This is a genomic window from Variovorax sp. GW821-FHT06D12 (assembly GCF_059419205.1).
The window spans coordinates 880,246-892,863 of sequence record NZ_JBWKRI010000002.1 but is presented as its reverse complement, the minus strand read 5'-3'; the positions used below and the strand labels follow the sequence as shown (position 1 = coordinate 892,863).

Annotated in this window: 11 protein-coding genes; 8 read left to right on the top strand and 3 right to left on the bottom strand. The window is 63.7% G+C overall.

Features of this window, described 5'->3' with window-relative positions:
* Positions 1-107: 107 nt before the first annotated feature.
* Positions 108-1,166: an MBL fold metallo-hydrolase gene (locus AC07SQ_RS10510; RefSeq protein WP_495271921.1), complete on the bottom strand. Its 1,059-nt coding sequence runs from the start codon at positions 1,164-1,166 to the stop codon at positions 108-110.
* Between the two features lie 94 nt (positions 1,167-1,260).
* Between AC07SQ_RS10510 and AC07SQ_RS10505 the strand changes: the two genes are divergently transcribed.
* The 8 genes from AC07SQ_RS10505 (at position 1,261) to AC07SQ_RS10470 (ending at position 9,867) form a co-directional block, all read left to right on the top strand.
* Positions 1,261-1,677, top strand: coding sequence for a MerR family transcriptional regulator (locus AC07SQ_RS10505; RefSeq protein ID WP_495271922.1), 417 nt, complete (start codon positions 1,261-1,263; stop codon positions 1,675-1,677).
* A 37-nt stretch (positions 1,678-1,714) separates the two neighbouring features.
* The gene (locus tag AC07SQ_RS10500) at positions 1,715-2,776 is read left to right on the top strand and encodes a hypothetical protein (protein ID WP_495271923.1); all 1,062 of its coding nucleotides are present in this window, start codon (positions 1,715-1,717) and stop codon (positions 2,774-2,776) included.
* Positions 2,777-2,802: 26 nt separating this feature from the next.
* A complete protein-coding gene (gene can / locus AC07SQ_RS10495; RefSeq protein WP_062478745.1) occupies positions 2,803-3,537 on the top strand; it encodes a carbonate dehydratase in 735 nt (244 codons plus the stop codon).
* Between the two features lie 35 nt (positions 3,538-3,572).
* On the top strand, positions 3,573-5,393 hold the full coding sequence (gene aceK / locus AC07SQ_RS10490) for a bifunctional isocitrate dehydrogenase kinase/phosphatase (protein WP_062478759.1): 1,821 nt from the start codon (positions 3,573-3,575) through the stop codon (positions 5,391-5,393).
* A 75-nt stretch (positions 5,394-5,468) separates the two neighbouring features.
* Entirely contained in the window at positions 5,469-6,653 is a 1,185-nt protein-coding gene (locus AC07SQ_RS10485; protein ID WP_095746933.1) for an acetyl-CoA C-acyltransferase, read from the top strand.
* Between the two features lie 91 nt (positions 6,654-6,744).
* Positions 6,745-7,992: a glutamate carboxypeptidase gene (locus AC07SQ_RS10480; protein WP_495271924.1), complete on the top strand. Its 1,248-nt coding sequence runs from the start codon at positions 6,745-6,747 to the stop codon at positions 7,990-7,992.
* A 40-nt stretch (positions 7,993-8,032) separates the two neighbouring features.
* Positions 8,033-9,163: an acyl-CoA dehydrogenase family protein gene (locus AC07SQ_RS10475; RefSeq protein WP_495271925.1), complete on the top strand. Its 1,131-nt coding sequence runs from the start codon at positions 8,033-8,035 to the stop codon at positions 9,161-9,163.
* Positions 9,164-9,585: 422 nt separating this feature from the next.
* Entirely contained in the window at positions 9,586-9,867 is a 282-nt protein-coding gene (locus tag AC07SQ_RS10470) for a hypothetical protein (RefSeq protein WP_495271926.1), read from the top strand.
* A 16-nt stretch (positions 9,868-9,883) separates the two neighbouring features.
* Here the strand turns inward: AC07SQ_RS10470 and AC07SQ_RS10465 are convergent, their stop codons facing one another.
* Together AC07SQ_RS10465 and AC07SQ_RS10460 are read right to left on the bottom strand one after the other, a co-directional pair.
* Positions 9,884-10,930 carry a hypothetical protein gene (locus AC07SQ_RS10465; protein ID WP_495271927.1) on the bottom strand — a complete coding sequence of 349 codons (1,047 nt, stop codon included), beginning with the start codon at positions 10,928-10,930 and terminating at the stop codon, positions 9,884-9,886.
* 916 nt (positions 10,931-11,846) lie between these two features.
* A complete protein-coding gene (locus AC07SQ_RS10460; protein WP_495271928.1) occupies positions 11,847-12,269 on the bottom strand; it encodes a hypothetical protein in 423 nt (140 codons plus the stop codon).
* Positions 12,270-12,618 lie beyond the last annotated feature (349 nt).

The window sequence follows — 12,618 nt, the reverse complement described above, 5'->3', positions numbered from 1 at the left end:
CATTCCCAGAGTCTATGCGGCCGCCGCCGGGCCGCCCCAAGGCGAGCCGCGCCTCCCCCTCGGGGGGGAGTTACACGCAGCGAAGCGAAGTGAAAAGCCGGGGGGCCTCAGGCTGCGCCGAAGCGGTAGATGCCGTCGGCATCGAGCGTGCGCTTCACCTGCCCCGAGAACCACAGCAGGTGCAGGTGGGCCACGGTCTCGCCCATCGCGAAGGTGATCTGGTGCAGGTCGAGCTCGCGCTTGAACAGGATCGGCAGGCCCTCCGACGCCGTGATCGGCCGCGCGAGGCAGGCCTCGAGCAGCTCGGCCAGGCGGTCGCGGTGGTGCTCCTGCAGCTGGTCGACGCGGCGGTGGATGCCGGTGAAGGGCTTGCCGTGCGAGGGCAGGCCCAGCGTGTCGGCCGGCAGGGCCTTGAACTTGTCGATGCTGTCCAGGAACAGGCGCAGCGAATTGGCCTCGGGCTCGCCCGCATGCACGCTCACATTGGTCGAGATGCGCGGCAGCATCATGTCGCCGCCCAGCAGCAGCTTGGGCTCGGCGCAGTACAGCGCGATGTGCTCGGGCGCGTGGCCGTAGCCGCTGATGCAGCGCCAGTCGCGCTCGCCGATGGTGACGATGTCGCCGTCCATCATGCGCACGTAGCGGGCGGGCACGCTGGGCACCATGTTGGTGTAGTAGCTGGTGCGTGCGCGGATCTTGGCGATCGACTCGGGGTTGGTGAGGCCGTGCGAGGCGAAGAAGTCGGCGGCCGCGTCGCCGCCCGCGAGCGTGTCGCCGGCGCTGCACAGCACGCGTGCCACGTGGTAGTCGGTGGCGCTGATCCACAAGGGCGCGTTCCAGCGCTGGCACAGCCAGTCGGCCAGGCCGATGTGGTCGGGGTGCATGTGGGTCACGATCACACGCAGGATCGGCAGGCCCTGCAGCTGCGTCTCGAAGATCTGCTCCCACTGCGCGCGGGCCTCGTCGTGCGCGATGCAGCAGTCGACCACCGTCCAGCCCTCGACGCCGTCGATCGTGTCGCGCAGCAGCCAGAGGTTGATGTGGTCCAGCGCAAAGGGCAGTCGCATGCGGATCCAGCGCACGCCGGGCGCGACTTCCAGTGCTTCGCCGGCGGCGGGCAGGGTGTCGCCCAGGGGGTAGTGGAGTTCGCGTTCGAGGAGGTTCATGTATGATTGACGTTTACGTAAACGTCATGGGTTGAGGCAACATTGTAGAGAATGCGCCGCCAACCTGCTGTCGCCCCCGCAACCCTTGCCGCCCATGCCCGCGCAGACCTTCACCATCAGCCAGCTCGCCAAGGAGTTCGATCTCACGACGCGCGCCATCCGCTTCTATGAAGACATGGGCCTGCTGTCGCCGGAGCGGGCCGGCCTGCAGCGCGTGTACAGCGCGCGCGACCGGGCGCGGCTCACGCTCACGCTGCGCGCCAAGCGCCTGGGCCTGACGCTGGTCGAGGCGAAAGACATCCTCGACATGTACGACAGCCCGCGCGACACCGTGCCGCAGCTGGAAAAATTCCTGGGCGTGCTCGGCGCCCACCGCGCGCAGCTCGAGGCGCAGATGGCCGAACTGCAGGCCAACCTCGCCGAAGTGCGCGAGCACGAGAAAAAGGGCCGCGCCACGCTGGTCAAGGCGCAGAAGGCACAAGGCGCAGCCAAGACTCCCAAGACTGCCTGATCCGAGCGGGACTCAACCCCTCGTCGACAATAGCGCCATGCTCCGCAAATCCGCAACGTCCCGCTCCTGCTGTTGCCGTTGGCTTCGGGCACTTGCCTTGGCTGCGTGCGCCGCATTGGGGGCCGTTTCAGGGTTCGCGGCGCCGAGCCGTGATGCACTCTTTGAAAGACTGAAGGCCGGCACTGTGCCAAGCGAGGCATTCCTCACGCACATCCAAACCGGCATCGACTTCAGGATGGAGTCCTACGAGAACGTTCGACAGGCCATGCTGGCGTGCCGCTCTCGCTTGGTGGATCGACGCTCGCCGGCATTCTTCGTGCCAGCCGTGGTGCACCTCACTTCGCAGTTCATGCCTGAGATCGCGAAGCTGCGTCAGTCCGAGTCCAACGTCGCCTATGCGCGACAACAACTCGCTCTTGAACTGACCTACGCTGGCCATTCGATCGACGAGATGATCGCGTTAGACGACTATTTCCGCTCGACCGATGGACAGCGAGCCAGAAAAATCGAGGAGGCCGCTACGGTGATTCGCCTTCTTGAGACGGCCACGCGGGACGAGCACAGCGGTCACTCTTGGCAGTGGCCGATCGGGCACGTACTTGCTTACATGGATGAGGTCAGCTTCCGAGCTGACTTCCTCTCGGCCGTCGAAAACGAACGGTTCGAGACATCGCGGTTGTTGGATCAGGTGACTGTGGAGATGGGCCAACTGCTGCCTGAGGAAGTGGCCGAGCACATTGACCGAATCAGCTGGGAGGGGGTACGCGTGCAGCTCGGCCGCGTTCTCTCGATCCGCGATACACAGCTCCTGACCAATCCACCCATGGAGCGCTACCTTTATAGCAACGAGGTCGCTCGCGCTTTTTCCCGGCCGGGGTCGTCTTTCACACTGTCGAAGGACCCGCAGCAGATCGCACAGATAACATGCGACCTGGCCATAGGAAAGTCGTGTCCTTCGGAGGTCGTGGAGCGCGTGCGCAGATGGCAGTCTGTGATGCGCGAAACCTCCAAGCCCGACGTTGCCAGGCTCCACAAGATGATTCAAGCAGCTCCAGAGTCGGGCTGCTCTGCCATCCCCTTGCCTGTTGTATCCAAATAGTCTGAAACAACCGCCTGAACTCCACCATGCCCTCCGACAACCTCGACGACCTCTTTGCCCACAACCGTGCCTGGTCCGCCCAGATGGAGCGTGACCGGCCCGGCTTCTTCACCGGCCTTGTCAAGCAGCAGACGCCGCGCTACATGTGGATCGGCTGTTCCGACAGCCGCGTGCCCGCCAACCAGATCACCGGCCTGGAGCCGGGTGAAGTGTTCGTGCACCGCAACGTCGCCAACATCGTGGTGCACTCCGACCTCAATGCGCTCTCGGCGATCCAGTTCGCGGTCGAGCACCTGAAGGTCGAGCACATCATGGTGGTCGGCCACTACGGCTGCGCCGGCGTGAAGGCTGCGCTCAGCGGCAAGCGCATCGGCCTGGCCGACAACTGGATCCGCCACATCCAGGACGTGCGCGACCGCCACAGCGTGATGCTCGACAGCCTGCCCGAAGACGTGCGCGTCGATGCGCTGTGCGAGCTCAACGTGGCCGAGCAGGTGGTCAACGTGGCCGTCAGCACCGTCATGGTCGACGCCTGGGCGCGCGGCCAGAAGGTGCGCATCCACGGCTGGACCTTCGGCGTGCACGACGGCCTGCTGCAAGACCTCGGCCTGAGTGTCGAGGGCGACAAGCCGCTCGACGCCATCTACAAGGCCGCCGTGCAGCGCATCCGCTACAAGTGGAGCAAGCCCGCAGGCGCCTCGCCGTCGGCGCAGGCAGGTGCCGACGGCACCGAAGGCACCGAGACCCCGCCAGCCGCCTGAGCGAACCCGCCGCTGCCATCGCCGGTCCTGTCGCCATGTTCCCGCAGCGCCTCGATTCCCCGCTGGCCTACGACATCGCGAAGGCGATGATCGACGGGTTCAACCGGCACTACCGGCTGTTCCGCGCCGAATCGGCGCGCGCCAAGCACCGCTTCGAGACCGCCGACTGGCACGGCCAGCAGCGGGCGCAGCGCGAGCGCATCGAGTTCTACGACCTGCGCGTGAACGAGGCCGTGGCCCGGCTCGAAAAAGAGTTCAAGGCCGGCGACCAGCCCATGGAAGTCTGGCACCAGGTCAAGCTGCACTTCATCGGCCTGCTGGTGAACCACCACCAGCCCGAGCTGGCCGAGAGTTTCTTCAACTCGGTCACCACGAAGATCCTGCACCGGGCCTACTTCCAGAACGACTTCATCTTCGTGCGCCCGGCCATCAGCACCGAGTACATCGAGCCGCGCGGCGCACCCACCTACCGGCCGTACTACCCCTCGCAGGCCACGCTGCCCGACATCATCGAGCAGATGCTCGACGACTTCGCGCTGCAGGGCAGCTACGCCAACAAGCGGCGCGACGCCGAGCGCGTGGCGCACGTCATCCTGAACCGCTTCCACCAGGTCAAGCTGCGCGCCAACTTCCAGCTGCAGGTGCTGTCGGGCCTGTTCTACCGGAACAAGGGCGCCTACGTGGTCGGCAAGATCATGAACGGCTTCACCGAGATCCCGTTCTCGCTGCCCATCCTGCACGACACCCACGGCAAGTTCTACATCGACGCGGCGCTGTTCGGCGAGGACGACCTGCAGATGCTGTTCAGCTTTGCGCGCGCCTACTTCATGGTCGACATGGAAGTGCCCTCGGCCTGGGTGCAGTTCTTGCGCTCGCTCATGCCGCGCAAGCCGCGCGCCGAAATCTACAACGCGCTCGGCCTGGCCAAGCAGGGCAAGACGCTGTTCTACCGCGACTTCCTGTCGCACCTGAACTACTCGAGCGACCGCTTTCGCATCGCGCCCGGCATCAAGGGCATGGTCATGCTGGTGTTCGACCTGCCCTCGTTCCCCTTCGTGTTCAAGGTCATCAAGGACTTCTACCCGCCGCAGAAGGACACCACGCGCGAGCAGATCAAGGGCAAGTACATGCTCGTGAAGCAGCACGACCGCGTGGGCCGCATGGCCGACACGCTCGAGTACAGCAACGTGGGCTTTCCGCTCGACCGTTTCGAGCCCGAGCTCATCGAGGAGATCCGCAAGTTCGCGCCCAGCCAGCTCGAGATCGGCGACCGCGACGGCAACGGGGAGATGGAAGTCGTGCTCAAGCACGTCTACATCGAGCGCCGCATGATCCCGTTGAACATCTACCTGCAGGAAGCCTTCGACACGCTGGCCCACCCCGAGAGCCCGGCCCAGGCCCGGCGTGCCAAGGACCAGCTGGAGCATGCGGTCATCGAGTACGGCAACGCCATCAAGGACATGGTGGCCGCCAACATCTTCCCCGGCGACATGCTGTGGAAGAACTTCGGCGTCACGCGCGGCGGCAAGGTCGTGTTCTACGACTACGACGAAATCGAATACGTCACCGACTGCAAGTTCCGCAAGGTGCCCACGCCGCGCAACGAGGAAGACGAGATGAGCGGCGAGGTCTGGTACTCGGTCGGCCCGAAGGACGTGTTCCCCGAGACCTTCGAGCCCTTTCTGCTGGGCAACAAGGACGTGCGCGCCGCCTTCATGGCGCACCACGCCGACCTGCTCGACGCCGCCTTCTGGCAGCACCACAAGGAACGCATCCAGGCTGGCCAGATGCTCGATGTGTTCCCGTACGAAGAGTCGCAACGCTTCCAGCACGAAGGCCATGCGACGCATTTCTGACCGCCCGTTTCCCGATTCCGTTTTCGTTTTCGTTTTGTCTTTGATTTCACTTTCACATTCCTGAAGGAGACCCCCATGTCCGAATCCATCGTCATCGTCGGCGCCGCCCGCACCCCCATGGGTGGCTTCCAGGGCGACTTCTCGTCCCTCTCCGCGCACGACCTGGGCGGCGCGGCCATCAAGGCGGCCGTCGAGCGCGCCGGCATCGCGCCCGAGAGCGTGGGTGAAGTGCTGTTCGGCAACTGCCTCATGGCCGGCCAGGGCCAGGCCCCGGCGCGCCAGGCGGCCTACAAGGGCGGCCTGCCCGACAGCGCGGGCGCCGTCACGCTCAGCAAGATGTGCGGCTCGGCCATGAAGGCCGCGATGCTCGCGCACGACCTGTTGCTGGCCGGCACGCACGACGTCATCGTGGCGGGCGGCATGGAAAGCATGACCAACGCGCCCTACCTCATGCTCAAGGGCCGCGGCGGCTACCGCATGGGCCACGACAAGATCTATGACCACATGATGCTCGACGGCCTCGAAGACGCCTACCAGCCCGGCCGCTCCATGGGTACCTTCGGCGAAGACTGCGCCGCCAAGTACAACTTCACGCGCGAGCAGCAAGACGCCTTCGCCATCGCCAGCGTGCAGCGCGCCAAGGCCGCCACCGAATCGGGCGCCTTCAAGGACGAGATCACGCCCGTCACCGTGAAGGGCCGTGGCGGCGACACCGTCATTTCCATCGACGAAGGCCCGGGCAAGGTCAAGCTCGACAAGATCCCCACGCTCAAGCCCGCGTTCAAGAAAGAAAACGGCACCATCACCGCCGCATCGAGCTCGTCGATCAACGACGGCGCCGCCGCGCTGGTCATGATGACCGAGTCGCACGCCAAGAAGATCGGCGCCAAGCCGCTGGCGCGCATCGTCGGCCACGCCACGCACGCGCAGCAACCCGAGTGGTTCTCCACCGCGCCGGTCGGCGCCGTGCAGAAGCTCTTCGCCAAGACCGGCTGGAGCGTGAAGGACGTCGACCTGTGGGAAGTGAACGAGGCCTTCGCCGTCGTGCCCATGGCCCTCATGCACGAGCTCGACGTGTCGCATGACATCGTCAACGTGAACGGCGGCGCCTGCGCGCTGGGCCACCCCATCGGCGCCAGCGGCGCGCGCATCATGGTCACGCTGCTGCACGCGCTGAAGGCGCGCGGCAAGAAGCGCGGCGTCGCCACGCTGTGCATCGGCGGCGGCGAAGGCACCGCGGTCGCGCTCGAATTGCTATAACGCCAGGAGCCGCCGGCGCCCGGGAGAGGGCGCCAGCCGGTTTTTCACCCCGGACAGTTCAAACAAAACCATGCGTAGAGCAGGAGATTTCATGCGCCCATCCATTCACCGTACCGCCGTTGCCGCCGTGCTCGCTACCGCCTTCGTGGCAGGTGGCGCCTGGGCCCAGAAGCGCGACAACGTGCTGTTCCAGGCCGCCACCGACGAGCAGCCGGCGGTGATCAAGACGCTCGAGAAGCTCGTCAACATCGAGACCGGCACCGGTGACGCCGAAGGCATGGCCGCCGCCGGCGCGTACCTCGAAGGCGAGCTGAAGAACCTCGGCTTCACCGTCACGCGCAGCAAGTCGGTCGGCCTCGTGGTCGGCGACAACATCGTGGGCAAGCTCAAGGGCCGCGGCGGCAAGAACCTGCTGCTCATGTCGCACATGGACACCGTGTACACCAAGGGCACGCTCGCCAAGGCGCCGTTCCGCATCGAAGGCGACAAGGCCTACGGCCCCGGCATCGCCGACGACAAGGGCGGCAACGCCGTCATCCTGCACACGCTCAAGCTGCTCAAGGACTACGGCGTGCGCGACTACGGCACCATCACCGTGCTGTTCAACACCGACGAGGAAAAAGGCTCCTTCGGCTCGCGCGACCTGATCCAGGAAGAAGCCAAGCTGGCCGATTACGTGCTCTCGTTCGAGCCCACCAGCGCCGGCGACGAAAAGATGTCGCTCGGCACCTCGGGCATCGCCTACGTGCAGGTCAACATCACCGGCAAGGCCTCGCACGCGGGCGCCGCGCCCGAGCTGGGCGTGAACGCGCTGGTCGAAGCTTCTGACCTCGTGCTGCGCACCATGAGCATCGACGACAAGTCGAAGAACCTGCGCTTCAACTGGACCATCGCCAAGGCCGGCAACGTGTCGAACATCATCCCGGCCAGCGCCACGCTGAACGCCGACGTGCGCTACGCACGCAACGAGGACTTCGACGCCGCCATGAAGACCCTCGAAGAGAAGGCACAGCAGAAGAAGCTGCCCGAGGCCGACGTCAAGGTGCTCGTCACGCGCGGCCGTCCGGCCTTCAACGCGGGCGAGGGCGGCAAGAAGCTGGTCGACAAGGCCGTGGTCTTCTACAAGGAAGCTGGCGGCAGCGTGGGCGTCGAAGAGCGCACCGGCGGCGGCACCGACGCGGCCTACGCGGCGCTCTCGGGCAAGCCCGTGATCGAAAGCCTGGGCTTGCCCGGCTTCGGCTATCACAGCGACAAGGCCGAGTACGTCGACATCAGCGCCATTCCGCGCCGCCTGTACATGGCCGCGCGTCTCATCATGGACCTGGGCGCTGGCAAGTAAGCCTCGCACCCGCCGACAAGAAAGAACTGGAGACAACGCCATGCTGCTCAGCGCAGACCAGGAAGCCATCCGCGACGCGGTGCGCGATTTTTCGCAAGCCGAGTTGTGGCCCAACGCCCCCAAGTGGGACCACGAGCACAGCTTTCCGAAGGAAGTGCACCAGGGCCTCGCCGCACTGGGCGCCTACGGCATCTGCGTGCCCGAGGAGCATGGCGGCGCGGGCCTCGACTACCTCACGCTCGCACTGGTGCTCGAGGAAATCGCGGCCGGCGACGGCGGTACCAGCACCGCCATCAGCGTGACCAACTGCCCCGTCAACGCCATCCTCATGCGCTACGGCAACGCGCAGCAGAAGAAGATGTGGCTCGAGCCGCTGGCCCAGGGCCAGATGCTCGGCGCCTTCTGCCTCACCGAACCGCAGGCCGGCAGCGATGCCTCGAGCCTGCGCACCACCGCGCGCAAGGACGGCGACGGCTACGTGATCGATGGCGTGAAGCAGTTCATCACCAGCGGCAAGAACGGCCAGGTCGCCATCGTCATCGCGGTGACCGACAAGGGCGCGGGCAAGCGCGGCATGAGCGCGTTCATCGTGCCGACCGACGCGCCCGGCTACAACGTCGCGCGCCTGGAAGACAAGCTCGGCCAGCACAGCAGCGACACCGCGCAGATCAACTTCGACAGCTGCCGCATCCCGGCCGAGAACCTCATCGGCGCCGAAGGCGAGGGCTACAAGATCGCGCTCGGTGCGCTCGAGGGTGGCCGCATCGGCATCGCCGCGCAGAGCGTGGGCATGGCCCGCAGCGCCTTCGACGTGGCCGTGGCCTACGCCAAGGAACGCCAGGCCTTCGGCGGCGCCATCTTCGACCAGCAGGCCGTGGGCTTTCGCCTGGCCGAATGCGCCACGCAGATCGAAGCCGCACGCCAGCTCATCTGGCACGCCGCCAGCCTGCGCGACGCCGGCCGGCCCTGCCTGAAAGAAGCCGCCATGGCCAAGCTCTTCGCCAGCGAGATGGCCGAGCGCGTGTGCAGCGCCGCCATCCAGACGCTGGGCGGCTACGGCTACGTGAACGATTTTCCGTTGGAGCGCATCTACCGCGACGTGCGCGTGTGCCAGATCTACGAAGGCACGTCGGACATCCAGAAGCTGTTGATTCAACGCGCGCTCGCCTGAGATCGTCTGATCACGTGAACCAACGCCGCGGCCTGAGTGGGTGATGTTTCGGGTGGGGCGGTGCGTTCCAGTCGCTGACGCTTGACGGGCGTCCGAGCGACCGCGTACATTGCTTTTGCCTCGTGATGAGCGAGGCCGGGATTGGCGTCCCGCTGACATCCTGCGACGAAAGCCGCAGTTACCGCACAAGGTCTGCGGCTTTTTCATTCGCGCTTCTTTTTTAGGCGGCTCGAATGGGAGGGCTCGCGCCCTGCCGGTTTCCGCAAGGATGTCCCGGTACGCCAACCCGTTCGAGCTGCCGCCCCCGATTGGCGTCGGGTGCGTCGGTTGTTGCAAATCGACATCCTTGGAGGCCTATGGCCACTGCTTCAAATGCGGGTACCGACGCTGGTTGTTCTTGTGCGTCTCAACGACCCACTGCCTTGTTCAAGCCCTTCGAATGGGTTGAAGGCGAACGGCTCTCTCCTTCACAGCAAAGTCACGCTGCCTTCCTCAACGATGCGCGTGATGTAGTGCAGTGCGCTCAGACGTTGGTGCAGTTGCTCGACTGGGATGAGGATCGGCGCGACGCCGCTACTTCAGATGCAGACGCCGCGCCGCTTTTCGATGCATGCCAGCGCAGTTCGTTGCAACGGTTTCTTACGGTCTCGCTGGGGCTGCTTCATGCGCGGATTGAAGCGCAGTGCGAGGCGTTGGCCGAGTAGCTCGCGCCGCGTGACATCAGTCGGCCGTCTTGCCGCTCGCCACATCTGCGACCTTTGGGGCCAGAGACAGCAGCGCAAGCCTCAACCTGGGCTGCGCCGACGCCAAGTCCGAGACAAGGCCTGTGTAGAAGGGATAGATCTTTCCGCTTGGGCCATCGAAGATGATGGTCTGGCGTCCCAGAAAGGCCTTCGTCTTCGCGTCATACATGGCCATTCCCACGGAGACGTTCATGCGGTACTCATTCAGGGGGCCCGGCGCGTTCCAGAACGCGATCGGGCTGATCTGCAGCAGCATTTCCGAATCGGTGGGTTCGGCATCATCCAACGAGCCTGAGCGATAGCGCTCGCCGTCTTCCTTGCTTGCAGGCCAGAGCAATGTGTTGGTCTTTCTGCTGGCGATGACGGGCTGCATTCCTCGCTGCCGCAGTGCGGGCAGCAAGGCATCCATGAACTCCTGCTGCGGGTTCCAATCTGGGAAGAGCTTTCGCACTTCGCGGTCGAAGCCCTGCGCCTTTCTTTGCGTGTCGTCCGCGCTGGCCTGAATCAATGCGCCCACAAGGCCGGCAGCCACCAAGGACGAGGCTCCGGCACTTCGGCTCACAGGCGGTGACGCCGTTTGCTGGGCCAGGGTGGACGCAATCGCATCGCCCGCATAGTCGCCGCGCAGGGTGTAGTCGACATTGGAAAAGAACATGTCCGATCGACTCGAAAAATGGAAGTCGAAGTAGGGCGCCATCACACCGATCAATGCCAGGTTCTTGAGCGGTGGTGTTTCGATGATGGTGACGGTGCTCTTTCCGCGCACCTTGTCGGCTGCGATCTTGGGATGGACGGCACATCCCGAGAGGATGAACATCGCGAGCAGGAAGCACAGGGCAACGCGCAATGAGCTGAAGTTGGCGATGGCTCTTGAAGTGGGAAACGGGGTCATGGGGATGAGGATGGTGTTCAACGTACCGGTCGCATGGGCGCGACCTGCGACGCAGGATAGATGCAGCATTGACACCGTGCCCTCAGGCTTTTTACCAAGAGCGGTGTTCTGTGCGGCGGGTTCGACGGACATCCGCAACACCGTTCACCTTCATGTCCGGCGCGCTCCCATCCTCGTCGGTTCTTTGCGCTCGCATTCCGCGCGGCTACAGTCGACCAGAACCGGACTTTCAAAAAAATGGATCACCTTCCCATCCTTCTGCTGTTCCTTTTGGTCTTCGGTCTTTTCTTCTGGCGTCTCGTATTCGTAGTCACGATCAGCATGCTTTTTGCTTTTTTGGTCTCCAAGACGACCACCGCAAACACTGCGTACTTCAGCTACGCCCTGCTTCTTGCTAGCTTAGCGGGAGGCGTTCTATGGGAGATAAGAGCTCGTCGGCGACTTCGCGCGTCCGTTTTTTCCGACGATCATCGGTAGCGTGTTTATCGGGGCGAAGCGGTCTGTTGGGAGGGCGGCTGGCTGAGCCATGGAGATCAGATGCATGACGGAGGTAGCTGAGTTCTCGGTGTGGGCCAAGATTCGCCGAGACGCCAAGCGAGAATTTCGGAAGTGGATGGCCGCCCAGACCGGGTGGAGAGAAATCGACGTTCACCGACTGCTAGTTGCAGCGGTGGATGCGGGCCGGCCGGTTGAACTCTTCCAACTCCTGGGATGGGAAGACGCACGCGTTGAGCTTGGAAGGCTGCCGGCATTTGTCGAAGCCGGAACCGAGCAACTGACGGTGACTTCGTTCGCTCCAAGCGACCAAACGCCATACTGCGCCGTCCATTCGCTGTACACGTGGAACCTAGGATGTCCTGTTTGTGAGGAGAACTATGTCCATAGGGGCGCCAGAAGTAAGCCAGAGCCGGACTGGGTGTTTCATGAGTGACCGCTTTGGAGCAACACGTACAGCCGCTTCGGGCCCATAGCAGTCATTACCTCTACTCCAAAACAGTCGTTGCGTGGTCTGTTGGCAGTTCACTCAATGGCACTAGATCGCCGCTCGCTAGTTGCGAAAGTTACCTGCGAGGTCATCCCATTGGATGGCCTTGATTTGTGCCTCTATTTCTGAGGTCGGCGGGAAGGAAAAATCCTCTTGAAACCAGATAACTGTGAGCCCCGATTCGTCGCCTTCGCCACCGACCGTAGGCAAATGAGACTCTAGGCGGATGATGCAAGTAACCGATGGAAGAGCCGACGGAGTGCCAAAAGGATATTTTCGGCCCGGCGGCAGCTCGATCAATTTTTCAACTGCCCGTATAAGAAGTGGAGGTGCTCCATGGCTTCTCTCCTTCAACAGTCCCTCAATCATGCGTTGATTGTTCTCGATTGTGGGCAAGCCCTCCAACAGTCCGCGATAAGTGCCGTATTGGCGGAGCGATTCGAGTCTCACTCCTCGGCCAGAATTCAGTGTCAAGCCATAGGTCATCTACTGTCCTCTTGATGTTGGCCACGCGTCCCAATTTTCCGGTTTTAGTCGGCGGTAGCCGTGCGGGCTGCCGATTCGCTTGTAGTTTTCAATGTTTCCATCACGTCTATCTCTTGGTAGACGATACCCAACTCATTTTCTGAAGTCATGTGCTGCGTCTGCTGGCCGTAACCAGTCAATTTAACGGCTTCCTGTGCCGGCGGGCGTTCACTTCGCCTTCCCAGAGCAGACCCGCACCGCCGCCGATGAGCACGAGCAAGATGCTAGGGAAGCCAACGAACCAAGTGAAAGCAATGCATAGGAGCAGTGCCATACATGCGGCGGCTAGGAGACCGACCCCGACTCGCCA

Coding starts and splice junctions, on each gene's coding strand:
- AC07SQ_RS10465 (WP_495271927.1), bottom strand. CDS start 10,930: ATGTCCGTCGAACCCGCCGCACAGAACACCGCTCTTGGTAAAAAGCCT.
- AC07SQ_RS10460 (WP_495271928.1), bottom strand. CDS start 12,269: ATGACCTATGGCTTGACACTGAATTCTGGCCGAGGAGTGAGACTCGAA.
- AC07SQ_RS10500 (WP_495271923.1), top strand. CDS start 1,715: ATGCTCCGCAAATCCGCAACGTCCCGCTCCTGCTGTTGCCGTTGGCTT.
- can (WP_062478745.1), top strand. CDS start 2,803: ATGCCCTCCGACAACCTCGACGACCTCTTTGCCCACAACCGTGCCTGG.
- AC07SQ_RS10485 (WP_095746933.1), top strand. CDS start 5,469: ATGTCCGAATCCATCGTCATCGTCGGCGCCGCCCGCACCCCCATGGGT.
- AC07SQ_RS10475 (WP_495271925.1), top strand. CDS start 8,033: ATGCTGCTCAGCGCAGACCAGGAAGCCATCCGCGACGCGGTGCGCGAT.
- AC07SQ_RS10505 (WP_495271922.1), top strand. CDS start 1,261: ATGCCCGCGCAGACCTTCACCATCAGCCAGCTCGCCAAGGAGTTCGAT.
- AC07SQ_RS10480 (WP_495271924.1), top strand. CDS start 6,745: ATGCGCCCATCCATTCACCGTACCGCCGTTGCCGCCGTGCTCGCTACC.
- AC07SQ_RS10510 (WP_495271921.1), bottom strand. CDS start 1,166: ATGAACCTCCTCGAACGCGAACTCCACTACCCCCTGGGCGACACCCTG.
- aceK (WP_062478759.1), top strand. CDS start 3,573: ATGTTCCCGCAGCGCCTCGATTCCCCGCTGGCCTACGACATCGCGAAG.